This is a genomic window from Streptomyces sp. ISL-94, from assembly GCF_018614075.1.
GTDB lineage: Bacteria > Actinomycetota > Actinomycetes > Streptomycetales > Streptomycetaceae > Streptomyces.
Genome location: NZ_JAGGOZ010000066.1, coordinates 23883 through 49771, shown reverse-complemented (window position 1 = coordinate 49771; position 25889 = coordinate 23883). Strand labels below are relative to the sequence as shown.

Below are 25889 nucleotides of genomic sequence, written 5' to 3'. Positions count from 1 at the left end.
CGCCCACGCCCACGCCCACCCCGACCCCCACCCCCGGTGACCTGAGGCTCGCCAACCCCGGTCCGCAGACGTGCAAGTTCAACCAGACGTGCACCATCCAGCTCACCACCACCGGCGGCAAGCAGCCCGTCCGCTACGCCGCCTCCGGCCTGCCCTGGGGCCTGTCCCTCGACGCCGCCTCCGGACGCATCACCGGCAAGCCCTGGAGCAGCGGAACGGTCCAGGTCACAGCCACCGCGACCGACTCCGCCGGAGCCACCGCGGGCACCTCCTTCGCGCTGACCGTCAACTGGTTCTGAGACGGCCAGGGGGCGCACTTGTACAACCCGCCCCCGAAGCCGCACTGTTGACCGAGTTTCGTTCACCAGGTCAGGAGATCCGGCGTGCCGTCCCCCACTTCACCCGTCCCGCACGTCATCGACCCGGCGGGCGGCTGCCCGCACGCGCTGAACGCCCGGCTGCGCGCTCAGGGGGCCGTGGCCGAGGTCGTGCTCCCCGGCGGGGTGCCCGGCGCGGTCGTCCTGGGACACGACGCGCTGAAGGAGTTCCTCGCCCACCCCGACGTGGCCAAGGACGCCCGCCACTTCCCGGCCCTGCACGACGGCACCATCCCGCCCGACTGGCCGCTGCGGGTCTTCGCCAACGCCCAGGGCATGCACACCTCCGACGACGCCGACCACCGCCGGCTCCGCTCGCTGGCCGGCAAGGCCTTCACGGCCCGCCAGGTCGAGCGGCTGCGCCCGCGCGTCGACGAGCTGGCGGCCGAACTCCTCGACGACCTCGGTCGGGCGGCAGCCGAAGCCCCCGACGGGGTCGCCGACCTGCACACGCACTTCGCCCTCCCGCTCCCGATGAGCGTCATCTGCGAGCTGCTCGGCGTCGAGCCGGAGCACCGGGACCGGCTGCACCGGCTGACCAACACCGTGATCATCGCGACCGACGTCACCCCGGCCGGGAAGATGGCCGCCCTCCAGGAGCTCGTCGCCCTGATCGGCGTCATCGCGGCCGCCCGCCGGGAAGCCCCCGGGGACGACCTCACCAGCGCCCTGATCGCCGCCCGCGACGGCGACGGCGACGGCGACCGGCTCAGCGAGGCCGAACTCATCGGCACCATGCGCCTGATGCTGGTCGCGGGCCACGAGACCACCCTCAACCTCATCACCAACGCGGTCCGCGCCCTGTGCACCCACCGCGACCAGCTGGCCCTGGTCCAGGACGGCAAGGCGACCTGGTCGGACGTGGTCGACGAGACGCTGCGCTGGGACTCCCCGGTCAGCTGGTTCCCGTTCCGCTACCCCACCCGCGACCTGGACGTCGAGGGAACGGTGATCCCGCAGGGCACCCCGGTGCTCGCCGGCTACAGCGCGGCCGGCCGCGACGAGGCCTTCCACGGCCCGGACGCCGACCGCTTCGACGTCACCCGTCCCACAGCCGCCCGCAGCCTCTCCTTCGGCCACGGCGCCCACTACTGCATGGGTGCCCCGCTCGCCCGGCTGGAGGCCACCATCGCCCTGGAGCGGCTCTTCGCCCGCTACCCGGACCTGGATCTCGCCGTCCCCGAGGCGGAGATCCCCCACCAGCGCAGTTTCATCAGCAACAACGTGCAGTCGCTGCCGGTCCGCCTCGTACGGAAGTAGCGGCGCCGCATCCCGCCCCCGGCGGGGATTCCCGCCGGGGCGAAGGGGCTACCTCGCGCTCGGCGGTGCGAGCTGCGTACTCAGCCGGCCCAGCGCCTCCGGGTACATCCCGATCCACGTCTGGAAGTTGTGCCCGCCTTCCGGGCGGACGAGCGTCTTGACCCGGACCCCGCTGCCGGCCGCGGCCTTGGTGAAGGCCTCCAGCTGCCCGGGCGGACTGTCCTTGTCCTGCGCGGAGGTGGCCGGGAACAGCCCGACGTCCGCCTTCTTCGCGTGCTCGACCAGCCACATCGGGCTGTTGCGCTCGCGCAGGGTCCGGTCGGCCAGCACCTGCGGATCGCCGGTCAGCGGATCCGGATCCAGGGCCGCGCCCGCCCGGAACACCTTCGGGTACTGCAACGGCAGCTTGGCCGCGCAGAAGCCCCCGGTCGACACGCCCATGAGCCCCCACCCGGCCGGGGCGGGCAGCGTACGGAACTGCCGTGCGACCAGATCCGGCACGTCCTGCGCCAGCCAGTCGGCGACCTTGCGCTGCGGAGTGTTGCTGCAGTCGGTGTTCACACCGCCCGGATGGATCTCCGGGATCACCACGATGAAGGGGTGCGCCGCGCCCAGCTGCACCAGCTGGTCGAGCGCGCCCGGCATGTTCCCGAGGTCCATCCACGTACGGGGCGTGCCCGGATGGCCGTGCAGCAGCATCAGCACGGGGAAACGGGTCCGCTCCGTGCCCGGCGCGCCGTACTCCGGGGGAGTCCACACCGTCACCTGCCCCGCGAGCTTCGAGTGGGAGCCGCGGAAGTAGGTGGTCCGGGTGCCGTCGCCGTCCTGCGTGAACGTGGCCCGGCCCGGCGGCGGGCCGGTCATCGAGCCCGCGTCCTGCCCGGCGCCGGTGCCCAGGAGGTCGTCCCAGGAGGAGTAGAGCCCGTAATCGCCGTTGATCCAGGTGGCCACCCCGCAGATGGCGGTGAGCTGGCAGAGCCCGATCATCAGCACCCGCGCCGGCCACCGCACCCACCCCGGGCCGGAGATCCGGTTCCACAGCAGCAGCGCGGCGAGCATGGCGAGCGCGGTGACGGCGATCAGTGTGACGAGGAACGGCGTACTGGTCAGCTCCACGGCGCCGGCTCCTGACGTAAGCGACGGGATGGGGGCGAGATATGGGCTGATTGTCCCGTCAATCCGCCCGCGGCGCCCTCAGGGGCCCGGCCCGACGCGTACGGTCATTGCATGGTGGCCGGTCGCGCCGTCGGGCAGGGTGCCGGTGCGTTCCGCCGTCTGGACCGCGCCCGTGCCGTCCGTGGCACGGACCTCCAGGGTGTGCCGGCCCGCCGTCGCCTCCCACGGCCACACCCACTGGCGCCAGGTGTCGGCGCCGTCCGCGTCCCCGAGCCGTGCCTCGTGCCAGGCACCGCCGTCGACCCGTACCTCCACCCGGGCGATCCCCCGGTGCTGCGCCCACGCCACCCCGGCGACCGCCACCCGGCCCGGCACGAGCACGGCGCCGGCCCGCGGGGTGTCGATCCGGGACTGCGTCTTGACCGGGCCCCGGGCCGCCCAGGACCGGCGCACCCAGTACGCGTCGTACGCGGCGAAGGTGGTCAGCCGCAGCTCGCGCAGCCATTTGCAGGCGGAGACGTATCCGTACAGGCCCGGTACGACCATCCGGACGGGGAAGCCGTGCGCGAAGGGCAGCGGTTCCCCGTTCATCCCGACCGCCAGCAGCGCGTCCCGGCCGTCCATCACGGTCTCGACGGGTGTGCCCAGGGTCATGCCGTCCACTGAACGGGCCACCAGCTGGTCGGCAGGTCCGCCCTGCGACGGCGGCCGTACGCCGGCCTCGCGGAGCAGGTCGGCGAGGCGGACGCCGAGCCAGCGGGCGTTTCCCGCGTACGGGCCCCCGACCTCGTTGGACACACAGCAGAGGGTGATGTCGTGCTCGACCAGGGGGCGCGCGAGCAGCTCCCGCAGGTCGAGGGTGAGGGGTTTCGCGACTCCCTCGCCGTGGATGCGCAGCCGCCAGGTGTCCGCGTCCACGCGGGGGACGACGAGGGCGGTGTCCACACGGTAGAAGTTCCGGTTGGGGGTGAGGAAGGGGGAGATCCCGGGGACCCGCAGGTCCGCGCCGGCGGGTACGGGCGGCGCCGGCACGGCGGGCGGGGGGAGGCGGAAGCCGGTGCGGGAGGCGGTGGCGCCGGCGGAGCTGTAGGCCCCGAGGCGGCGCCCGGCGAGCCCGGCCCCGGCCGAGGCAGCCAGGGTGGCGGCGACGAGGCGGCCGAAGCCGCGGCGGTCCACCGCCCAGGCGCCGCCGGCCGGAGCCCCGGCCGGTCGCGGCCGCCGCAACGCCGTGACCAGCAGATACAGCACTCCGGCGGCGGCCGCCCCGCCCGCCAGGGAGGGGAGGGCGTCCCGCCACGTCGCCTCCGGCCGGCTGAGCGCGGCCACCGCGCCCAGTACCCCGAAACCGCCGGCGAGGGCCATCCCGGCGGGGAGCCGGCGCACGGCCAGCAACCCGGCGCCGATGGCAACGGCGCTCAGCAGGGCGACGATGCCGAGGGTGAGCACCAGCTTGTCGGCGGTGCCGAACTGCCGGATGGCCCATTCCTTGACGGCCGCGGCCGTACGGTCGACCACGGCCCCGCCGACCGCCGTGAGCGGGGACGCCTCCGGCCGGACGGCGGCCGCGGCCAGCTCCGCGAGTCCCAGCCCCGCGCACGCGGCGATCACGCCACTGGCGGCGCCGAGCAGGCGCGGCCGCCGTCCAGGGCGCCTCGGATCTGCCTTCACACGGCCAGTGTGCCTCGACGGCCGGGGTCCGGCCCGGCCTGCCCAGCCTGGCCCAGCCCGGTCTGCCGTCGCCGCTGCCGGGACGGCGCGCGGGCGTCAGTGCGCGGGCGTCAGTGCGGGCGTCAGTGCACCGGCGCCGGCGGCACCCAGCGCCCGGTGCGCGGCGCCTTCACCCCGTACTCGTCCTTCAGCTCCTCCGGGATGGCGTGGTGCATCACCCGGCCCCGGGTCAGCGCGGACAGTTCGAGGCCGGAGAGCAGCGAGCCGGCCTTGTCGAGCGCCCACTCCGCGTACGGACTGCTGTCCTCGATCGTCTCCAGCAGCCCGAGGAACACGGGAACCGCCTTCGCCGCCGTGTCCCAGGCCGTGCGCGGGATCTCCAGCCAGTCGCCGATGGTGTCGCCCACGAGGTAGCGGACGGTCGCGGGCACCATGGGGTCGAAGAAGGTGCCGGGGACCACGTCCTCGTACATCCGCATCAGCTGGGCGTTGAGCCGTACCCCCTCGGGTGAGGGGCCGAGGTTGCGCAGGAGGTAGAGGTCGCAGTAGTCGCGGGCCTCGGCGAGCGTCACGGGCACCGCTGACATGTCGCAGCCCAGAATGGCGCCCACGACCCGCCAGGCGTAGAAGTAGGCCTCCGCGCCGTCTTCGCTCATGTGGATGCCGAGTCGGTGCATGGCGTCCAGCACCAGCAGGGAGAAGAAGACCAGACCCCCGATCATGTCCTCCTGGCAGATCGGAAGTCCGTCCTTCTCGATGTCCCAGTGGCCGCCGTTGCGCAGGTGGTGGCGGACCGCCGCGTGCAGCAGCCGCACCTTCTGCGCCGCCGGGATGAACTTGCTGCCCTCCGCGAAGGAGTTGGTCTGCATGAGGTAGGTGACGAACTGGCCGGTGTTGGCCATCCGCCGCGAGGGGTACGCGAGGGAGTGCGTCGAGGACAGCAGCCGGGCGAGCCGGGGAACGGCGTAGGACGCGGGCATCGCCGCGAAGGACAGGCCGGTGTTGATGTGGGCCGCGTTGTCCATGAAGAACAGCCGGGCCTGCTCCATGACGTCCCAGTCCACCCAGCTCGGGGGCATGGCCGTCGCCTCGAAATAGGCGCGCGCGGACGCCGGGAGCTGTTCGGGGAGCGTGTCCCCCGCGGTGGTGAAGAACCGCATCAGGGTGTTGAGGTCGCCCACCTCCTTGCGGCGGAACATCTCGGCGACGGTCTCGTCGGCGAGCGGATCCCCCTGCGTGCGCAGGGTGTCGAGCGCGTCGTCGCCGTAACGGGTGCCCGCCGAGGCGGTCTTGGTGGTGTTCACTTCAGTCGTCCTTCGGGTCTCTTCGAGTGGGGTACCGGCCGCCGGCCCAGGGCGGCGGCCGCGGTGGCTGCTACCGGGACCGCTCGGCGGCGGTCCCGGCCAGCCCGCGCAGCGCCGCCCGCGCCTCCGCGGGCATGGGTGCGGTGTCCAGGGCGCCGGTGGCCCGCCCGATGCGCTCCCGGATCATGTCCTCGACCTGCTGCCGGGCCCGGTGGCGTTCCATCAACTCCCGCACGGAGGCGGCCTCTTCCGGACCCAGGTCGGGATTGCCGACGAGCTTCGCGAGCAGTCGGCGGTCGTCCGGGCCGGCCGCCGCCACGGTCAGGGCGAGCAGCGCGGTGGGTTTGGCGTCCCGGAGGTCGTCCAGGTTCGACTTTCCGGTAGTGGCCGGGTCGCCGAAGGTGCCCAGGAGGTCGTCGCGCAGCTGGAAGGCCTCGCCGAGCGGCAGACCGTACGCGGAGAAGGCGTCCAGCAGGGCGGGGGAGCCGCCGCCGAGGGTCGCGCCGAGGTGCAGCGGCCGCTCCACCGTGTACTTGGCCGTCTTGTAGCGGGCGACCTCCAGCGACTCCGCCACCTTGGGCTCCGCCGCACTCGCCTCCGCCACGCCCGACTCCGCCATCTGGGACTCCAGGCGAGGCCTCGTGCCGGTGCGCAGAACCTCCAGGAACTCGCCTGCCATCGTCTCGCGGAGCAGCGTGGACCAGAGGGGGATCGTCCGGGCGAGGTAGGCCCCGGGCAGCCCGCAGGAGGTGAACACGTGTCCCGCGTATCCCATGAGCAGATCGCCGAGGATCATCGCGAGCGCGGTGGGGCGCTGCCCGGCCGCGGCGAACGCCGCGTGCGCGGTGAGCTGCCCGTGCCGCATCCGGCTGCCGTCGATGATGTCGTCGTGGGTGCAGGCGGCCGCGTGGACGAGCTCCATCGCGGCGGCGGCCCGGATGACCCCCTCGCAGTCGGGCTGGCCCGCCGCCCGCCACCCCCAGTACAGGAACGCCGCCCGGATCCGCTTGCCGCGTGCGAGCGACCGCCGCAACTGTTCGGAGAGCGGGGAGAGTTCGACGTTCAGGCCGAGGAGGGCCTGCTCCTCCTCGTCGGCCAGCCGGACCAGCACCTCGTCGATGCGCTCCTTGAAGCCGGTGTGGTCATGCACAGGGGCGGCCCTCGGCGGCGATGCGCTCTGCGGCCCGCCGGGCCATGGTCTCCAGGTAGTTCTCGTTGCCCATTCCGGCCCGGCGGGTGGCCAGTTCGCCGCGCTTGCGCAGCTCCACCACCCCGTCGGTGAACAACTCCCGCAGGTCGGAGCGGCCCATGACGTTCTGCGCGAGGTCAGCGGTCTGCCGCAGCTGGTCGAGGGCCAGATCGGCCACTCCGGCGGCGAGCAGCGTCAGCAGCTCCAGGGGCGCGGTGGGCGGGGCGGTGCTGGCGGGCCGTTCCCGCTGCTCCTGTGCGCGCTGTTCGTGTTCGGTCTGGGACATGCTTCGGTGCCCTCCTGGTCGCGCCGTGCCCTCGTGGCATCGGAAGGGGCGGCCCCCGGATCCTCCGGTGGCCGCCCCTGATCGTTTCCGGGCCAGTGAACCGAGTGCCGCTCCCGGGCGGCGACCCGCTGGCCGCCTCCTCCCTCGCACGAGTGCCGAGAATCCCACGGGAGGGTGACGATCACCGCATGAGGTGGTCGTCACCGCCGGTGATGGTGTAAGTCAGCCGGAGGCCGCCTCGGGGAGGGCCGCCGCGATCCCGGCCGCCACCTCGTACGGGTCCCCGCTCGGCCGCACCGGATGCCGGGTGGTCAGCCGGGCCCACTCCTCCTCCACGGCATGCCAGTCGATCTCCCGCGGCGCGGTCCGCCCCACCAGCGCCTCCTCCAGCGAGTCGAAGTAGAGCCGCCACCTGCGCGCGTACAACTCCGAGATCAGGCCGCTCCATTCGCGGTTCGCGTAGTCGTGCAGGAAGCCGCCCTCGCTGGTGCTGCGCCGCCCCCACACGCTGAGGATCGAGCGGGCGTCGTACTCGTACCGGTCCTGCTCGGCCCGGTCGGCGCCCGAGGAGCGGGCCCGGTCGAGCCAGCGGCCGAGGAGGAAGTTCGGATCGGAGCCGGTGACCGCCTCCAACCGGCGCTCTCCGTCCGCCCATTCGGCGACGAGCTGCCGGAACAGCGCCAGGTCTTCGGCCTCGTAGGCCGCCTTGATCCTGGGCAGCAGTACCCGTGAGTGGTTGGCGAGGGCCTGCCGGGCGGTGTCCACCAGGTCGAAGCGGTAGGCGCTGGAGGCGCGCAGTGCCGGATCCACCTTGAGCAGGTGGTCCAGGGCCCGGCGTACCGAACCGGACGGGTACCGCATGGACTTGGGGCTCCAGTACGCCGCCCCCGCCGCAGTCAGGGCCGGCCGGGCGGTGAACAGGCTGTCCTGCGACTCCGACCACAGCCCCGAGGACGTGCTGTACGGCCCCTTGCGCAGCTCCTCCCACGCCGCTGCGGCCTCGGGGTCGGGGCGGCCGTAGCGGCGCGCCGCGAACTCGGCGAACCACTGCCGCTGGTCGATCGGCCCCGGATCCCAGGCCAGGTCCGTGAAGAGGTCGAAGGCGGCCGGATTGGTCCCGGTGCCCTCCGGGAGGTAGGCGATGCCGGCCAGGGCGCTGTTGCCCTTGGCCCGCCAGGGGCCGAACCGCTCCAGCCACACGGAGGTGTTGGCGCCGATGGTGGTGTGCCCGCCGAAGTTGTAGATCGTGCCCATCGCGTACGGGGCCCCGCCCCAACGGGCCTCGCGGTCCAGGCGGTTGTAGCGGTCGGAGAGCCCGTCCAGGATCAGCAGTCTGCTCGTGTCCACCCCGGCGAGGAGCTCCGCGGTCGGATCGTCCTGCCAGCCCAGCACCGCCCACAGGGCCCCCGGGTGCGCGGCGTGGAGGGCGGCCTGGATGGCGCCGGCGGCCGCGCCGACATCGACGGAACCGGTCTGGCCGCCCTCGTGCAGCGGGCTCATCCGGTACATCGCGCTGTCTCCGAAAACCGCGCGCTGCTCGGCGTAGTAGGCGGCGGCCAGCTTGCCGAACACCGGCGAGGCCGGGTCCAGCCAGTCCGGTCGGGCGAAGCCCGCCCAGTCGCCCTGCGGCACGGTGACGGCCCCCGGGTTGCGCGCGGCGAACCCGGGCGGCACGGTGCCGAAGTAGCCGGGCAGTACCGGGGTCATGCCGAGACCGCGCAGCTGCTCGGCGATCCGCCCGCCCAGCTCGGCGCGCTCCCGCAGCAGCCGTTCGGAGACCGGGCCGCCGAAGGCGCTCAGGTTCTGCAGCAGCCACCAGCTCTGGTGGCCGGGGCCGGGGATCCACGCCCGCAGCTCCTCGGCGGAGTAGCCGAAGTCCTGGAGCGCCCGGTAGTACGGGTACTCGGCGCCGGCCTGCACGAACACCTCGTTGATGCCGTGCAGGGCGAGCAGGTCGATCTGCCGCTGGTGTTCCTCGAAGGTGCGGTACGGGCCGGAGTACCCGTCGTCCGTGTCGTTCAGCGCGTACCGGTGGGGCACGAGCGCGCTGCGGGTGACGGGCGCGGGGACGCCCGGCAGCCGGGCGGGCAGCATGCCGATGCTGTCGCCCGGCCAGCCGATGTCCGCCCCGGCGACGTGCTGGAGGTACCAGCCGACGCCGGTGAGCAGGGTGGCGCCGGTGCTGCCGCGCACGGTGATCGCACCGGGCGTTCCGGAGACGGTGAAGGTGTCGGCGGCGGCCGCCGCGTCGGGCACGAGCGTGAACTGCCCGGCGTGGCGCGGCAGCAGCCGCTCCAGCGCGGCGCGCGCGGGCGCGGTGTCGAAGGCGCCGGGCCGGGGCGCGGCGACCCGCCCGCCGGCCCGCCCGTCGGCAGCCGGCCCGGCGGCGGCTCGCCGGGCAGTGTCCTGTGCGGGCGATCCGGGGCGCGGTGCGGGTGCGGCGGCCTCCTGTGCGGGCGATCCGGGGCGCGGTGCGGGTGCGCCGGCCTCCTGCGCGGGCGATCCGGGGCGCGGTGCGGGTGCGCCGGCCTCCTGCGTGGGCGACCCGGGGTGCGGTGCGGGTGCGGCGGGTGCGGCGGGTGCCGCCCACGCGCACACCAGCGTCAGCAGCGCGGCAGGCAGCGCAACCAGCCCGACACCCCGGAGCCGCACTCCCGCCCCGCGTTCCCGGCACGCGGCGCCGAGGGGGGCCGGTGCGGGGTCCGGCGGGGACGTTGCCCCGCATGCGGCGCCCAGGGTCTCCGGGGCGGGGGCCGGCGAGGCGGCGCCGAGGGGGGCCGGTGCTGGGTCCGGCGGGGACGTTGTCCCGGACGCGGCCCCCAGGGCCTCCGTGGCGGGGGCCGGCGACGCGGCCCCGAGAGGCTCCGGGGCGGGGTCCGGCGAGGACATCGGCACGGTGTTCGTCATCCGTCCGCCGCCCTCAGACCGGCAGCGACCAGGCCTGGTCGACCCGGTGGTCGCCGCAGGGGGCCAGCCGCAGCCGCTCGGCCGGGGCGTCCGTACCGGCGGCCGGGGCCGGGGCCGTCAGGCACTGCCCGCTCGCCTCCTCGACGAGGGCGCCGTCGCGCCGGTGCGCCCAGCGCTGGCCGGGCTGCTCCGCCGGCTCCGACGCGCAGTCCGCCAGCTCCACCAGACCGCCCTCGCCTGCCGACAGGCATTCGCCGGCCAGCCGCAGGCGTGCGTCCTGGCCCACGACCCAGCGCTGGTCGGCGGCACCGGTGCACGCCCCCATCACGACAGCGCCGACACCGGTGGTGTTGGCCCCGTCGGCGCAGCGGACGCCGTCGCCCACGAGCTGCCCGGTCGGCACGGCCTCCCCGCAGCCGCGCGGGGTGAGCCGCCACACCCCCGTGTCGTGCCCGGCCACCCGCCCGGTCAGCGTCTCGGCGACCTCCCGCCTCGCGCCGGTCCACAGGTCCTGCGCTTCGACCGTGCAGGACGGCAGCCCCAGCTCCTCCAGCGGCACCGCGATGTCCCGGGTGCTCGCCGAGCGGTTGAGGACCGCCACCGCGCGGTCGCCGTTCGCGAGCGGCCGTACCAGGATCTCGAAGGTGGCGTTCGAGGAGACCACCGCCCCCTGACGGCCCATGGGATCCTGGTCCAGCTCGATCATCCGGGTGTTCCCGAGGGCCGCGAGCCCCTCCGGGGTCAGCTTGGAGACCTCGGAGGACAGGATGAACGGGGCCGCCATCATCGCCCAGAGGGCGACCTGGCTGCGGCTCTCCGCCGCGGTGAGCCCGGGGGCGCCCGCGATCAGGAAGTCGGGGTCGTTCCAGTTGCCGGGGCCCGCGTACCGGCCGAGCCAGCGGTTGTAGCCGTAGTTGCCCATCACCGAGCTCCACCGCGAGGCGGCGGGCGTGGCGGGCTGGAACACCTTGACGTCCTTGCCCTCGCGCCACAGCTGGCCCGTCTCGCCGACCCAGCCGAGGACCCGGTGCCAGTCGGAGCCGCCCCACTCACCCTGCTGGAAGTAGGCGGGCGCGGAGGCCGACAGCACCATGTCCCGGCCGCTGTCGCGCAGGGCCGCGGCCACCGCGTTGTAGGCGTCCCGGTAGGCCTGCTCCTTCGTCTTCCCCTCCGGCACCCACAGGTTGCAGCCGTCCATCTTGACGTAGTCCACCGTCCAGGAGGCGAACTGCCGGGCGTCCTGCGCGTAGTGGTCCTCGCCGCCGCCCGCCGGGGCGCCGCTGCCCGGGTACTTCTCACAGGTGAGGGAGCCGGCGTCCTCGTAGATGCCGAACTTCAGGCCCTTGGCGTGCAGGTAGTCGCCCAGCCAGGCCATGCCGTGCGGGAACTTCGCGGTGTCGACGACCAGGGCGCCCCGTGCGTCGCGGCTCTTGGCCATCCAGCAGTCGTCGACGGTGACCGTGTCGTAGCCCTTGGCGGCGAGGCCGGTGGACACGAGCGCGTCGGCGTTCGCGACGACCTTGGCCTCGTCGATGTCGCACATGTAGTGCGCCCAGTTGTTCCAGCCCATGGGCGGGGTGAGCGCCAGCGGGGTGTCCGAGGTCGCGGTGGGCTCGGCCTCCGCCGGGGCGGGGGAGAGCGCCAGGGCGAGCAGGGCGGCCGCGGTCAGACAGGGGAGCGAGGCGCGCAGGCGAAGCGGCACGGAGTCTCCTTGACGTGGGGGCGGTGGGGCGGGGCACGGTCGAGGACAGGTGTGCGCCCAGTGCAGCCAGGTGACTACCCGCTGTCAACGTACATCGGTGGTTATCCGTCAATGACCAGCAATATGGCCGTAGTCGCTCGCACGCGAGAACGGTGATACGCCGTACGGTACGGAGTATGTTACGGTGTATCTCATGCCGAGGAGATCGCCCGCCCTGGACCACGCCACGCCCGAGGCGATCGCCGTCGCCGCCCTGCGCATCCTCGACGAGGAGGGGCCCGGCCGGCTGAGCTTCCGCACCCTCGCCGAACGGCTCGACGTCTCCCACGCCACCGTCCAGCGCCGCTGCGCAGACCTCGCCGGCCTGCTCGACCTCTGCACCGAGCACCTGGCCGCGCAACTCCCCGACATCCCCGCCGGCACCGACTGGGCGCAGGCGACCGAGCAGCGCTTCACCGCCCTCTACCGGCTGCTCACCGCGCATCCCGGCCTGCTCGTGCTGCGCGGCGGCCGGCCCTGGCTCGGGCGGCAGCTGCTGGCCCGGCTCGTCGAGCCCGCCCTCGCCGACAGCGTGGCCGCGGGCATGACGGCCGCCGAGGCGATGACCGCCTACCGCCGCATGTACCTGCTCACTCTCGGCAGCGCGGCCTTCGTCGACCACCGGGATCCGGCCGGCGCCACCGCCGCCTCGCGGGCGGCCCTGGCCGCGCTGGACCCGGAGGAGTTCCCCGTGCTCTCCGGCGGGCTGGCCGACGTACTGCCGCCGCTGACCGAGCACGAGGTGTACTACGGCGCACTGCGCCAGCTGATCGATGCCGCCCGGCCCGGCGGATCCGCCGGGCCCGCCGGACAGGCCCCGCCCACCGCCTGACGAGGAGTCCGCTCATGGAACTGCAGCTCGACTACGCCGCCGTACGTGCGGCGGCCGACCGGATCGCGGGCGCGGTGCGGCCCGTCACCGTCGCCCCGGGGGCCGAGGGTGTCTGGTACGCGCTGGAGCACCTCCAGCACACCGGCTCCTTCAAGGCGCGCGGCGCCCGCAACTTCCTCGCCGCCCACCACGCGGCCGGCACCCTCCCCGCCGCCGGCGTCACCATCGCCTCCGGCGGCAACGCGGGGCTCGCCTGCGCCTGGGCGGCCCGCGCCCAGTCCGTGCCCGCGACCGTGTTCCTGCCGGCCAATGCCCCGCGGGTGAAGGTGGAGCGGCTGCGCGGCTACGGCGCCGAGGTACGGCTCGTCGGCGACCGGTACGCCGAAGCGCTGGCCGCCTGCGAGGAGTTCGCCGCCGCGAGCGGGGCCCTGAGCAGCCACGCCTACGACCACCCGCTCATCGCGGCGGGCGCCGGCACCCTGCTCGACGAGATCCGGGCCGCCCTGCCCGGGCTGGACACCGTGGTCGTCGCGGTCGGCGGCGGCGGACTGTTCGCCGGAGTCGCCACAGCCGCCCGCGAACACGGCGTACGGGTGATCGCGGCCGAACCGGAGAACTGCCGGGCGCTGAACGCGGCCCTGGCGGCGGGCCGCCCGGTGGACGTGGCCGTGAACTCCGTGGCCTCCGACTCCCTCGGGGCGACCCGGGCCTCGGCGGACGCGGTCGCCGCCGCGCAGGAGGGGAACGTACGGTCCGTCCTCGTCCCCGACGAGGCGATCACGGCCGCGCGGCGCGCGCTCTGGGAGGAGCACCGGATCGTGGTCGAGGCCGGGGCCGCCACCGCGCTGGCCGCCCTGCGGGGCGCGCCGGAGCCGCTGGGCGTGCGGGTCGCCGTCATCCTGTGCGGTGCGAACACGGACCCCGGGGATCTGGCGGCTTCCGGGGGCCTGGCGGCTCCCGGGGCCTGAGTTCCCCGGGCCATGTCGCCGCCGGTCGCGGTCAGTCGTTCCCCTCCTCGTCCTCGCGGACGACCACGACGCTGCTCGTCGAGTACTGCACGACCTGCTGGCTCACGGACCCCAGCAGTGCTCCCTTGAAACCGCCGTACCCGCGGGTGCCGACCACCGTCAGATCCGCCTCCTTCGACGCGTCGACCAGAACCTGGGCCGGGGAACCCTGTTCCACGCGCCGGAACACCGGTACGCCGGGCGAGGTGCCGACGGCCGCGGCGACGGTGTCCGCGAGCTTGCGCCGCGCCGTCTTCTCGGCCGTGACCGCCTCGCTCTCGGCGCCATCGCCCGTGCCGCGGCCGATGGCGAAGGGATGGGTGTTCCACTCCCAGGCCATGACGGCGTGCACCCGGCCGCCCGTCATCTTGGCCTGAGCGACCCCCCAGCGCAGCGCCTCCTTGGAATGGTTCGAACCGTCGACGCCGACGACGATCAGAGGCTCGATGGTGTGCTCGCTCACGGTGGGTTCCTCTCGCTTCGCCCGAATAGTCGATCTCCTCCCTGTATACAGGGCAGAGGGGGCCTGACCTCGAACGACCATCGTCGCGACAGCCGGCGACTTTGGAGGGCTTCACGGACGGAAAGCTCGCCGAGAAGGCCGAGTGCGCCATGAAGTAGGCCCCCTGGCTGACGGGTACCGGCGATGCCGGGTAAAGCGCTTTCGTCGTGTGAAGGGTAAAGCGCATTAGTCCGAGCCTCGGCGAACCGTCGATAAGAAGTCAAACCCCTGACGGCGAGGCAGGTTGTTATCAAATCGATACCACCGCCAACCCCCTTTGAACTAAAGCGCATTAGTGCAGGTCGGAGTAGGGGGTGAGGCGGCCTTGCCGGGTGCTCGCAGCCCCCTCGCGCCATTCGGGACCTACGCACCACCGGCCAGCGGGGCCTCCGCCTCATTGACGAGGACTTCCTTTCGGACGACCGTGGGCACCGCCCCCGGCAATGAGGCCGGACTCCTGCGAAGGCGGCGACGATGACTCGTGCGAACCCGACCCGTACCGCCGTTGCCACGCTGGTGGCCGGCGCCCTCTTCTCGACCGCCGCCTGCGGCTTGAGCGGAGGGGCCGGGGACGGGAAGGAGTCCGGGAAGACGGGCAAGGTGGCGGGCGAGATCACCTTCCGCACCCTCCAGCTGAAGCCCACTTTCACGGCCTACGTGCAGGGCGTGATCGACGCCTTCGAGGCGAAGTACCCCGAGGCCAAGGTCAAGTGGGAGGACGTGCCGGGCGACGGCTACAACGAGAAGCTCGTCGCGGACGCCCAGGCCGGAGCCCTCCCGGACGTGGTCAACCTCTCCACCGACTCCTTCCAGCTCCTCGGCGACCGCGGCATGCTCGCCGACGTCGCCAAGCTCGACGGCGAGTCGGCCAAGGAGTACGTGCCCGGCGCCTGGGAGCAGTTCAAGCTCCCCGGCAAGGGCGACGGCGTGTACGCCTACCCCTGGTACGTGACACCGGAGATCCTCACCTACAACAAGGCGCTCTTCGAGAAGGCGGGCCTGGATCCGGCCAAACCGCCGACCAGCGTGGAGCAGTTCTTCGACTACGCCGAGCAGATCGCCGCCAAGTCCGGCGGCCAGTACTCCGCCTTCATGGCCGATCCCAAGGGCAGATTGCCCGGGGACTGGCAGAAGATGGGCATCCCGATCCTCAACGAGAAGCAGGACCGGTTCACCTTCGACACCGACCAGGCCGTCGCCTGGGTGGAGCGGATGAAGGACCTGTACGCGAAGGGCGCCATGCCCAAGGAGTCCCTGCTCAAGTCCGACGACATCAACCAGCTCTACGGCGGCGGAAAGATCGTCTTCGGCCCCGGCTCCCCGGGCTTCGTCAAGGACATCAAGCAGAACGCCCCGCAGGTCTACGCGGACACCCAGGTCGCGGGCGCCGTCACCGGCAAGCTCGGCCACATCGGCATCTATGCCCAGTCGCTCGGCATCAAGAAGGGCACCAAGCACCTCGACGCGGCGGCCGAGTTCGCCAAGTGGGTCACCAACGGCCCCAACCAGGTGGAGTTCTCCAGGAAGGCCACCATCTACCCGTCCAACGCCCAGGGCCTCGCCGACCCGCGCTTCGCGGAGCGGGGCGACGGCAAGGACGCGGAGACCGTCGCCCGCGCGATCGGCGCCGAGCAGCTGAAGACCGCGGCACTCGACGCCAACACCCCCGTCCAGTGGACCAACCAGGTCGGCGACGCCGTCGTACGCGAGATGCAGAAGGCGATCAAGGGCGAGCAGGACGCCCGTACGGCGGTGAAGAAGGCTGAGGAGGAAGCCAACAGGCTCCTCGCCAACGCGGCCCGGAAGTGACCGGCGGCAGCTGCGGGGAAGAGGCGGACGGCGACGGCATGGCACAGACCACCCTGCGGAAGACCACGAGCCCGGCCCGACTTCCCCGATTCCCACGACCGGCCCGGTCCTCGCAGCGGGGGAAGGAACCGAAGGAGGCGAAGGAGGCGAAGAGGGCGAAGCAGGCCATGGAGGCCGAGACGGGGCTCGTCCACCGCACGTGGTGGACCCCCTATCTCTTCCTCGCCCCCGGCCTGGTGATGGTGGCGCTGTTCAGCCTCTGGCCATTCGTCAACACCGTCATCCTCTCCTTCACCAGCGCCCAGGTCCTGCGCGGCGGCGGCTTCGTCGGCTTCGACAACTACAGCCGCGCCTTCGCCGACCCCGACTTCTGGGTCGCGACCGGCAACAGCGTGCTCTACCTCGTGGTCGTCGTCCCCTGCCTGGTCTTCCTTCCGCTCGCGCTCGCGGTCCTCGTCCAGACCAAGATCCCCGGCATCGGCTTCTTCCGCTCCGCCTTCTACACCCCGGTGATCGCCTCCGCCGTGGTCGTCGGCCTGATCTGGCAGTGGGTGCTGCGCAGCGACGGCCTCGTGAACACCCTGTTCCAGAAGCTGCGCATCATCTCCGAGCCGATCCCGTTCCTGACCGACAGCACGATGCTGCTGGTCTCCGCGATGATCGTGACCGTGTGGAAGGGCCTCGGCTACTACATGGTCTTCTACCTCGCCGCGCTCGGAAACGTCTCCACCGCCCTCTACGAGGCGGCCGCCATCGACGGCGCCGGCCCCGTCCGCCGCTTCTTCAGCATCACCGTCCCCCAGGTGAAGCCGATGATGCTGCTGGTCGGCACCCTGTCCGCCATCTCCGCCCTCCGCGTCTTCACCGAGATCTACATCCTCGGCGGCGAGAGCGGCGGCCCCGGCGGCGGCGCCCGGACCCTGCCCTTCCTCATCCGGCAGGTCGGGCTCGGGTTCGCCGGCGAGACCGGTTACGCCTCCGCCCTCTCCATCCTGCTGTTCCTCCTGACGCTGGTCTTCAGCCTGCTGGGCCGCCGTCTGTCGAAGGGAGACGAGGGATGAGCACGCCCGTCCCTCCCAAGGGCACGGTCTCCCTCGGGAGCAAGCCGACCCCGCGCGTCGGCGCCGACCGCCGGCGTCACCGGATCGGCCTGGCCGGCCGGTACGCCACCCTGGTCCTGATGCTCGTGGTCATGCTCGGCCCGATCGTCTGGCAGTTCCTGACCTCGATCCGCGGCCGCACCGAGAACGTCTACGACGGCGTGCTGCCCTCGCAGCCCACGCTCGACAACTACGTCCGGGTCGCCGAATCGTTCCCGCTGCTCCAGTACGCGGGCAACACCCTGGTCGTCGCCGCCCTCGCCATCACCTCGAACATGCTCTTCGCGGCGATGGGCGGGTACGCCCTGTCCCGGGCCGGCTGGAAGGGCCGAAAGGGCGTCTTCACCGTGCTCGTGGCGACCCTGATGTTCCCCTTCGAGTCCGTCATGATCTCGATGTTCCTCACCGTCCGCGAGATGGGCCTGGTCGACACCCTGATCGGTGTCTGGCTCCCCGGCGCGGTCTCCGTCCTCAACATCATGATCATGCGGGCGGCCTTCCTCGCCGTCCCCAGGGAGGTGGAGGAGGCCGCGGTGCTCGACGGCGCGGGCGAATGGACCCGCTTCACCCGGGTCTTCCTCCCTGCCGCCAAGGGCGCCCTGGCCGTCGTCTGCATCACGAGCTTCATGGGGGCCTGGGACGACTTCCTCTGGCCCCTGCTCGTCCTGACCAACAGTGACCACTACACCCTTCAGCTCGGCCTGAAGACCCTGGCCGGCGCCACCACCGTCAACGACCAGCGGCTCATCGCCGCCGGGGCGATGGCCGCGCTCATCCCGACGATGCTGCTCTTCTTCGCCCTCCAGCGTTTCTTCTTCAAGGGCGTGGGCGAGGGAGCGGTCAAGACCTGAGCCCGAGACCCCGCAGCCCCCCACCCACGACACCGACACCCCCCTTCTGGAGCGCCGTCATGCATGACGACCGCAGCATCACCGAACACCGACTCCGCCGGGTCCTCAAGGAGCGCATCAAGCCCGCCGTCCACGCCGATCCGGTCCCGCTGACCGTCGAGCGCTGGGAGGCCCCGGGCGAGCCCGTACCCGTAGCCGAGGGCCTCGCGGCGACGTACGAGCCCTGCGCGGTCGGCGACCCGTGGGGCCCGGCCTGGGGCACCACCTGGTTCAAGGTCACCGGCAGCGTGCCCGCCGAGTGGGCCGGCCGCACCGTGGAGGCCGTACTCGACCTCGGCTTCGACCGGATGATGCCCGGCTTCCAGTGCGAGGGGCTGGTCCACCGCGCCGACGGCGGCGAGATCAAGGCGCTCAACCCGTACAACGACTGGGTGCGCGTGGCCGACCGCGCCGAGGGCGGCGAGCGGATCGAGTGGTACGTCGAGGCCGCCTCCAACCCGGTCCTGGTCGACCACTCGGCCACGTACGAGGGCGACCGGCGGACCAGCGGCGACCAGCCGCTCTACCGGCTCGCCCGGATGGACCTCACCGTCTTCCAGACCGAGGTGTGGGAGCTGGTCCAGGACCTCGAAGTCCTCTACGACCTGATGATGGAGCTCGGCACGGGCGACGCGCGGCGCTACGAGATCCTGCGCGCCATCGACGCCGCGCTGGACGCGGTGGACCTCGGCGACGTGCCCGGCAGCGCGGCCGCCGCCCGTGCCGGGCTGGCCGGGGTGCTCGCCGCCCCCGCCCGCGCCTCCGCGCACCGGATCAGCGCGGTCGGCCACGCGCACATCGACTCCGCGTGGCTGTGGCCGCTGCGCGAGACCGTGCGCAAGGTCTCCCGCACCGCGTCCAACATGGTCAGCCTGATGGACGAGCACCCCGAGTTCGTCTTCGCCATGTCACAGGCGCAGCAGCTCGACTGGGTCAAGACCCACCGGCCCGAACTCTTCGAGCGGGTCAAGAAGAAGGTCGCGGACGGTCAGTTCGTGCCGGTCGGCGGGATGTGGGTGGAGTCCGACACCAACATGGTCGGCGGCGAGGCCATGGCCCGCCAGTTCCTCTACGGCAAGAAGTTCTTCCTCGACGAGTTCGGCATCGAGACCCACAACGTCTGGCTCCCCGACTCCTTCGGCTACACCGCGGCGATGCCGCAGATCGTCAAGCTCTCCGGCTCCCGGTGGTTCCTGACCCAGAAGATCTCCTGGTCCCAGGTCAACAAGTTCCCCCACCACACCTTCTGGTGGGAGGGCATCGACGGGACCCGCGTCTTCACGCACTTCCCGCCCGTCGACACCTACAACTCGGACCTGGGTGGCGCCCAGATGGCGCACGCGGCCCGCAACTACCAGGAGAAGGGCCGGGGTTCGCGCTCCCTCGCCCCCTTCGGCTGGGGCGACGGCGGTGGCGGCCCCACCCGCGAGCAGCTCGCCCGCGCCAAGCGCCAGCGGGACCTCGAAGGCTCCCCCAGGGTCGAGATCGAACGGCCCGACGCCTTCTTCGAGAAGGCGCACGCCGAGTACGGGGACGCGCCCGTCTGGACCGGCGAGCTCTATCTGGAGCTGCACCGCGGCACCTACACCTCCCAGGCCAAGACCAAGCAGGGCAACCGGCACAGCGAATCGCTGCTGCGCGAGGCCGAGTTGTGGGCGGCGACGGCCGCCGTGCGCGTCCCGGGCTTCGCATACCCGTACGAGGACCTGGAGCGGATCTGGAAGACGGTCCTGCTGCACCAGTTCCACGACATCCTCCCGGGGTCCTCCATCGCCTGGGTGCACCGCGAGGCGCGCGAGACGTACGCGGCCGTACGGGAGGAGCTCCAGGGGATCACCCTCGCCGCGCAGCAGGCGCTGGCGGGGGAGGGCACGGAGGAACTGGTCTTCAACTGCGCCCCGCACGCGCGCCGCGGCATCCCGGCCGGCGGCGCGGGCCGGCCGGCCGCCGAGGCCGGGCAGCAGCCGGTCACGGTGGAGGAGCGGCACGGCGGCGGGCACGTCCTGGCCAACGGCCGGCTGCGGGTGGAGATCGACGGCCGCGGCCTGATCGTCTCGGCCTACGACCTGGAAGCGGAGCGGGAGTCGGTCGCCCCGGGCGCCGCGGCCAACCTGCTCCAGATCCACCCCGACTTCCCGAACATGTGGGACGCGTGGGACATCGACGCGTTCTACCGCAACAAGGTGACCGACCTGGTGGAGCTGGACTCCCTGGAGGTCGCCGAGAGCGAGCCGGCGTCCGTGACCGTCCGCGCCGGCCGCTCCTTCGGCTCCTCCTCGGTGGTCCAGTCGGTCACACTGCGGGCCGGGGCCAAGACGGTGGACATCGTCGCGGTCGTGGACTGGCACGAGACGGAGAAGTTCCTCAAGGCCGCCTTCCCGCTGGACGTGAAGGCCGAACGGACCGCGTCGGAAACGCAGTTCGGCCACGTCTACCGGGCCACCCACACCAACACCTCGTGGGAGGCCGCCAAATTCGAGATCTGCGCCCACCGCTGGATCCATGCGGAGGAACCCGGCTGGGGCGTCGCGCTGCTCAACGACTCCACGTACGGGCACGACGTGACCCGCGACGTGCGCTCCGACGGCAGCCAGACCACCACGGTCCGGCTCTCCCTCCTGCGGGCCCCGCGCTACCCCGACCCGGAGACCGACCAGGGCCGCCACACCCTGCGGTACTCGCTCGCGCCGGGCGCGACCATCGGCGACGCCGTCCGCGAGGGCCATGCGCTGAACCTCCCGGAGCGGGCGCTGCGCGGTGCGGGCCCGGTGGCCCCGCTGATCGCGGTGGACAACGACGCGGTGGTCGTGGAGGCCGTCAAGCCGGCCGAGGACCGCAGCGGTGACGTGATCGTCCGCCTCTACGAATCACGCGGCGGCCGCGCCACCGCCACCCTCGCCCCGGGTTTCCCGATCACGGCGGCGACCGAGAGCGACCTCCTCGAGCGCCCGCTGGAGGGCTCAGCGGTGGCCGCCCCGTCCGCGGACGGCACGATCGCCCTGACCCTGCGCCCGTTCCAGATCCTGACGGTCCGGCTGCGCCGCGGCTGACTCCCCTGGGCACCGCCGGGCCGGCCTTCCGGGAGCGCCCGACTGCATCCCGTTACCCGCGGAGGCGGCTCTCAATGCGACGTGAACTGCACCACAGGGCAGGGCGCCGGGGCCCGAGGTTCCGGGGTTCCCGGGGCGGAGGACCCCCGCACCGGTTTTGCACTTAGTTGCAAAAGGGTCCGCGCCTCGCTAGAACAGGTTCATCACCCCCGCGCGAGGAGGCGCCCCTCATGAGTTCCCAGAGCCGGTACCCGCACCTGCTGAGCCCCCTGGACCTCGGTTTCACCACCCTGCCGAACCGCGTGATCATGGGCTCGATGCACACCGGCCTCGAAGAGCACGAGGGCGGCTTCGAGCGCCTCGCCGCCTTCTACGCCGAGCGCGCCCGCGGCGGCGCCGGACTCATCGTCACCGGCGGCATCGCCCCCAACGACGCCGGACGCCCCTTCGAGGGCGGGTCCCGCCTCACCACCGAGGACGAGGCCGCCGAGCACCGGGTGATCACCGACGCGGTGCACGCCGAGGGCGGGAAGATCGCGATGCAGATCCTCCACTTCGGCCGCTACGCCTACCACAAGGACCTGGTCGCCCCCAGCGCCCTCCAGGCCCCCATCAGCCCCTTCGTCCCGAACGAGCTGACCGACATCGAGGTCGAGCGGACGGTGGAGGACTTCGTCCGGGCCGCGCGCCTCGCCCAGTCGGCCGGCTACGACGGCGTCGAGATCATGGGCTCCGAGGGCTACCTGATCAACGAGTTCATCGCCGCCGCCACGAACAAGCGCACCGACCGCTGGGGCGGCGCGTACGAGAACCGCGTCCGCTTCCCGCTGGAGATCGTCCGCCGCACCCGCGCGGCCGTCGGCGCGGACTTCATCCTCATCTACCGCCTCTCCATGCTGGACCTGATCCCCGGCGGCTCCACCCTCGACGAGGTCGTCCACCTCGCCAAGGAGATCGAGGCGGCCGGCGCCACCATCATCAACACCGGCATCGGCTGGCACGAGGCCCGCATCCCCACCATCGCCACCTCCGTCCCGCGCGGCGCCTACACCTGGGTCACCAAGCGGCTGATGGGCGCGGTCAGCGTCCCCCTCGTCACCAGCAACCGCATCAACACCCCGGAGATCGCCGAGGAACTGCTCGCCGACGGGCGCGCCGACCTGGTGTCGCTGGCCCGCCCCTTCCTCGCCGACGCCGACTTCGTCGCCAAGGCCGCCGCCGGCCGCTCGGAGACCATCAACACCTGCATCGGCTGCAACCAGGCCTGCCTCGACCACACCTTCAGCGGCAAGATCACCAGCTGCCTGGTCAACCCGCGCGCCTGCCACGAGACCGAACTGGTCCTCGCCCCCACGAGGTTGAAGAAGCGCGTCGCGGTCGTCGGCGCCGGTCCGGCCGGCCTCGCCTGCGCCGTCTCCGCCGCCGGCCGCGGCCACGCCGTCACCCTCTTCGAGGCCTCCGGCCACATCGGCGGCCAGCTCGACATCGCCCGCCGCATCCCGGGCAAGGAGGAGTTCGAGGAGACCATCCGCTACTACGGCACCCAGCTCGTGGAGAGCGGGGTGGAGGTCCGCCTGAACACCCGCGCCGACGTGGAGGCCCTGCACGGCTACGACGAGGTCGTCGTCGCCACCGGAGTCACCCCCCGCACCCCCGACATCGAGGGCGTGGACCACCCCCACGTCGTCAGCTACCTCGACGTGCTGCGCGACGGCGCCCCCGTCGGCGAGCGCGTCGCCGTCGTCGGCGCCGGCGGCATCGGCTTCGACGTCGCCGAGTACCTCACCGACAGCGGCGAGGGCGCCTCCCAGGACCCCGACGTCTACTTCCGCCACTGGGGCGTGGACACCGCCTACACCGGCCCCGGCGGGCTCGCGAAGCCCGAGCGCCCCGCGCCGCCGCGCCAGGTCCACCTGCTCCAGCGCAAGGCGACCAAGGTCGGCGCCGACCTCGGCACCACCACCGGCTGGATCCACCGGGCGGAGCTCAAGCACCGCGGGGTCGTCTCCGTCGCGGGGGCCACGTACGACCGCATCGACGACGAGGGCCTGCACATCACCGTCGGCGGCGAGCAGCGCCTCGTACCCGCCGACACCGTGGTGCTGTGCACCGGCCAGGAGCCGCGCCGCGACCTGTACGAGGCGCTGCGCGCGGCGGGCGTCGACGCCCACCTCATCGGCGGCGCCGACGTGGCCGCCGAGCTCGACGCCAAGCGGGCCATCCGGCAGGGCACGGAGCTGGCAGCCGCGCTCTGACGCTCCGGCCCGTTGGCCGAAAGGGATTGTGGCGGTCCGGCCGGGCCGCCACAATCGCCCGGTGACGTTCTCACCCGCAGAAGCAGACAAGATCCTCGCCGACAACTTCGCCCCCTGGGTGCTCGCCCTCGGCCTGTCCGTCCAGGAGGCCGGCGACCGGCACGCCGTCCTGCGCCTGCCCTGGTCGGACACCCTCGCCCGGGACGGCGGCGGCCTGAGCGGCCAGGCCCTGATGGCGGCCGCCGACACCGCCACCGTCATCGCGATCTCCGCCGCGCGCGGAGCCTACGGCCCGATGACCACCGTCCAGCAGTCGACGAGCTTCCAGCGGCCGGTGGTCGGCGCGGACGTGCTGATCCACGTACGGATCACCAAGCTCGGCAAGCGGATGGCCTTCGCCGACGTCACCATGACCCCTGAGGGGGCGCAGGAACCGTCCGCGACGGCCTCCACCGTGTACGCCCTGCTCGGCTGAGGCTCAGTCCCGCCCCGCGACCGGCAGCCGGACCACCAGCCGGGCCCCCTGCGGGGAGTCCTCGGCGGTCAGGGTGCCGCCGTGGTGGGCGGTCAGGTCCCGGGCTATGGCGAGGCCGAGGCCCGCTCCGCCGTGGTCGCGGCTGCGGGCGTCGTCGAGCCGGGTGAACCGCTCGAAGACCCGCTCCCGGTCGCCGGGCGGGATGCCGGGCCCGTCGTCGGCCACCTCCAGCACGGCAGTCCGTACGGACGGTCCGCCGGAGCCGCGCAGCACGACGTCCACCCGCCGGCCGGCGAACCGCTGGGCGTTGTCGAGCAGGTTGGTGACCACCCGGGCCAGCCACAGTTCGCTGCCCTCCACCTCGATGCCGTCTTCCAGCGCGGTGCGCACGGGAACGCGGTCTCCGATGCGGGCTTCCACGGCGTCGCGGATCACCGCGCCCAGGTCCAGCCGGACCGCCGCCACGGGCGGGGCGGCGTCGATGCGGGCGAGCAGCAGGAGGTCGGCGGAGAGCTGCTGAAGCCGCTCGATGTCCTCGAGCGCGCCGCTGATCAGCTCCGGCCACAGCTCCGGGTCCCGGACGGCCAGGGCCACCTCCAGCTGGGTGCGCAGCACCGTGATGGGACTGCGTAGTTCGTGGGAGGCGTCGGCGATGAACTGGCGCTGGCGGATCCCGGCGGACTCCAGCCGGTCCAAGGTGGTGTTCATCGTCTGGGCCAGGCGGGCGACCTCGTCACGCGTGGGCGGTACGGGGACCCGGCGGTGCAGGTCCCGGTCGGTGATCTCGGCGACCTCGGCGCGGATCGCCTCGACCGGCCCGAGCGCCCGGCCCGTGACCCGCCAGGTGACGAGCGCGACGGTGGCCAGGAGCAGGGGGACGCCGACGGCGAGGGCGGCGGCGGTGGTGTCGTCGGCCGCGTCCACATCGCGCAGCGAGGTCCCCACGAAGACGGTGACCATGCCCTCGGGAGTCTCCGTGGTGACCTGGACGACCCGCTGGCGGTGCCCGCCCCCGAGCGGGCCGGTGTTCCAGGTGTGGAAGGCCTTACCGGGCCGGAGGGGTTTGACGGGGGCGAGCGAGAGTTCTCCGGCCAGATTCGGGGAGGCGCGCAGCACCCGGCCGCGGGCGTTCACCACCTGGACGAAATCGACACCGTGCAGCGGCGGCCGCATCGTGTCGAGATCTCCGGAGGCCGCGAGCCGGGCGAGCGTTTCGGCCTGCTGCACGGCGTCGCGCTCGGCGTTGCGGAGCAGATGGGCCTCCAGCAGTCCGAGGAGGGCGAAGGAGGCCAGGGCCAGGGCCGCGGCGACCACCACGACGGCGCCCACGGTGGCCCGGGCACGGACGGTCACGGGCCACATGCGGCGCAGCCGCGACCACCGCAGGAAGCGCCGCAGGTGCCGGAAGCGGCGGCGGGGGAGTGCGGGCTCAGCCACCGTCGACCGCCAGCCGGTAGCCGGCACCCCGTACGGTCTCCAGAGCCGCACGGCCGAACGGCGCGTCGATCTTGCGGCGTACGGCGCTGATGTGGACCTCGACCACGTTGGGATCGCCGGCGAAGGCGATGTCCCACACCTGTTCCAGGATCTCCCTCTTGGGCACGACCTCGCCGGGGCGCCGGGCCAGGTACTCCAGGACCGCGAACTCCCGGGCCGTCAGCCGTATCTCGGTGTCGCCGCGGGCACAGCTGTGCCGGGCGGGGTCCAGCACCAGGTCGCCGAACCGCATGGCCTGCGGGCCGCGGCGGCCCGTACGCCGGGCCAGCGCGCGCAGCCGGGCGACCAGGACGAGGTAGGAGAAGGGCTTGGAGAGGAAGTCGTCGGCGCCGGTGTCCAGCGCCTCCGCCTCGTCGTACTCGCCGTCCTTCGCCGTGAGCATCAGGATCCCCGACTCGTTGCCGGCGGCGCGCAGCCGTGCGCAGACCCGGTAGCCGTTCAGGCCGGGCAGCATGATGTCGAGCACGATCAGGTCGTAGGCGTGCTCGGTGGCCATCCACAGCCCTTGCGGCCCGTCGTGGGCCACGTCCACCGAGAACCCCTCCGATTGGAGCCCCCGCTGCAGGGCCACCGCCAGCCGCCGTTCGTCCTCCACCACCAGTACGCGCATGCCGACCAGGGTCT

20 protein-coding genes are annotated in these 25889 nt (G+C 72.9%); 10 read left to right on the top strand and 10 right to left on the bottom strand.

The features are described 5' to 3' along the window. Positions 1-299: putative Ig domain-containing protein (locus J7E94_RS21200; RefSeq protein WP_215017719.1), on the top strand; the 299-nt coding region annotated here is incomplete at its 5' end. Between the two features lie 84 nt (positions 300-383). Continuing rightward, positions 384-1637, top strand: a complete 1254-nt coding sequence (locus J7E94_RS21195) for a cytochrome P450 (RefSeq protein WP_308345410.1) — start codon at positions 384-386, stop codon at positions 1635-1637. Positions 1638-1685: 48 nt separating this feature from the next. On the opposite strand, the gene J7E94_RS21190 is transcribed toward J7E94_RS21195, so the two are convergent. The 7 genes from J7E94_RS21190 to J7E94_RS21160 form a co-directional block, all read right to left on the bottom strand. Continuing rightward, positions 1686-2753: an esterase family protein gene (locus J7E94_RS21190; protein WP_215017717.1), complete on the bottom strand. Its 1068-nt coding sequence runs from the start codon at positions 2751-2753 to the stop codon at positions 1686-1688. Positions 2754-2831: 78 nt separating this feature from the next. Next, on the bottom strand, positions 2832-4421 hold the full coding sequence (locus J7E94_RS21185; protein WP_308345409.1) for a molybdopterin-dependent oxidoreductase: 1590 nt from the start codon (positions 4419-4421) through the stop codon (positions 2832-2834). Positions 4422-4543: 122 nt separating this feature from the next. Then, the gene (locus J7E94_RS21180; RefSeq protein WP_308345408.1) at positions 4544-5725 is read right to left on the bottom strand and encodes an oxygenase MpaB family protein; all 1182 of its coding nucleotides are present in this window, start codon (positions 5723-5725) and stop codon (positions 4544-4546) included. A 70-nt stretch (positions 5726-5795) separates the two neighbouring features. After that, positions 5796-6875 carry a polyprenyl synthetase family protein gene (locus tag J7E94_RS21175; protein ID WP_215017715.1) on the bottom strand — a complete coding sequence of 360 codons (1080 nt, stop codon included), beginning with the start codon at positions 6873-6875 and terminating at the stop codon, positions 5796-5798. Then, positions 6868-7200: a hypothetical protein gene (locus tag J7E94_RS21170; protein ID WP_215017714.1), complete on the bottom strand. Its 333-nt coding sequence runs from the start codon at positions 7198-7200 to the stop codon at positions 6868-6870. Before J7E94_RS21170 ends, J7E94_RS21175 begins: the two co-directional genes overlap by 8 nt. Before the next feature lie 222 nt (positions 7201-7422). Further along, a complete protein-coding gene (locus tag J7E94_RS21165; RefSeq protein WP_308345407.1) occupies positions 7423-9852 on the bottom strand; it encodes an alpha-N-acetylglucosaminidase in 2430 nt (809 codons plus the stop codon). A 268-nt stretch (positions 9853-10120) separates the two neighbouring features. After that, the gene (locus J7E94_RS21160) at positions 10121-11809 is read right to left on the bottom strand and encodes a ricin-type beta-trefoil lectin domain protein (protein ID WP_308345406.1); all 1689 of its coding nucleotides are present in this window, start codon (positions 11807-11809) and stop codon (positions 10121-10123) included. A gap of 193 nt (positions 11810-12002) precedes the next feature. Here J7E94_RS21160 and J7E94_RS21155 point away from each other — a divergent pair, with 193 nt between their 5' ends. Continuing rightward, complete coding sequence (locus J7E94_RS21155; protein ID WP_215017712.1) at positions 12003-12680, top strand: TetR/AcrR family transcriptional regulator; 678 nt, start codon at positions 12003-12005, stop codon at positions 12678-12680. 14 nt (positions 12681-12694) lie between these two features. Next, positions 12695-13648, top strand: coding sequence for a serine/threonine dehydratase (locus J7E94_RS21150; protein WP_215017710.1), 954 nt, complete (start codon positions 12695-12697; stop codon positions 13646-13648). A gap of 31 nt (positions 13649-13679) precedes the next feature. Here the strand turns inward: J7E94_RS21150 and J7E94_RS21145 are convergent, their stop codons facing one another. Continuing rightward, on the bottom strand, positions 13680-14150 hold the full coding sequence (locus J7E94_RS21145) for a universal stress protein (RefSeq protein WP_308345405.1): 471 nt from the start codon (positions 14148-14150) through the stop codon (positions 13680-13682). A gap of 513 nt (positions 14151-14663) precedes the next feature. Here J7E94_RS21145 and J7E94_RS21140 point away from each other — a divergent pair. From J7E94_RS21140 to J7E94_RS21115, 6 genes are all read left to right on the top strand, one after another. Then, positions 14664-15998 (top strand): sugar ABC transporter substrate-binding protein, encoded by a 1335-nt coding sequence (locus J7E94_RS21140; RefSeq protein WP_215017705.1) that lies wholly within the window; start codon positions 14664-14666, stop codon positions 15996-15998. 38 nt (positions 15999-16036) lie between these two features. Next, positions 16037-17059, top strand: a complete 1023-nt coding sequence (locus tag J7E94_RS21135) for a carbohydrate ABC transporter permease (RefSeq protein WP_374224479.1) — start codon at positions 16037-16039, stop codon at positions 17057-17059. Continuing rightward, positions 17056-17949 carry a carbohydrate ABC transporter permease gene (locus J7E94_RS21130; RefSeq protein ID WP_251056993.1) on the top strand — a complete coding sequence of 298 codons (894 nt, stop codon included), beginning with the start codon at positions 17056-17058 and terminating at the stop codon, positions 17947-17949. Before J7E94_RS21135 ends, J7E94_RS21130 begins: the two co-directional genes overlap by 4 nt. Positions 17950-18008: 59 nt before the next feature. Then, positions 18009-21038, top strand: coding sequence for a glycoside hydrolase family 38 C-terminal domain-containing protein (locus tag J7E94_RS21125; protein WP_215017703.1), 3030 nt, complete (start codon positions 18009-18011; stop codon positions 21036-21038). Between the two features lie 230 nt (positions 21039-21268). Continuing rightward, entirely contained in the window at positions 21269-23293 is a 2025-nt protein-coding gene (locus tag J7E94_RS21120; protein WP_215017701.1) for an NADPH-dependent 2,4-dienoyl-CoA reductase, read from the top strand. A 61-nt stretch (positions 23294-23354) separates the two neighbouring features. Continuing rightward, a complete protein-coding gene (locus tag J7E94_RS21115) occupies positions 23355-23768 on the top strand; it encodes a PaaI family thioesterase (protein WP_215017699.1) in 414 nt (137 codons plus the stop codon). Positions 23769-23771: 3 nt separating this feature from the next. Here J7E94_RS21115 and J7E94_RS21110 read toward each other — a convergent pair whose 3' ends face one another. Next, on the bottom strand, positions 23772-25205 hold the full coding sequence (locus J7E94_RS21110; RefSeq protein ID WP_374224478.1) for an ATP-binding protein: 1434 nt from the start codon (positions 25203-25205) through the stop codon (positions 23772-23774). Next, positions 25198-25875, bottom strand: a complete 678-nt coding sequence (locus tag J7E94_RS21105; protein ID WP_215017696.1) for a response regulator transcription factor — start codon at positions 25873-25875, stop codon at positions 25198-25200. The genes J7E94_RS21110 and J7E94_RS21105 overlap by 8 nt, the downstream gene beginning before the upstream one ends. Positions 25876-25889: the final 14 nt, after the last annotated feature.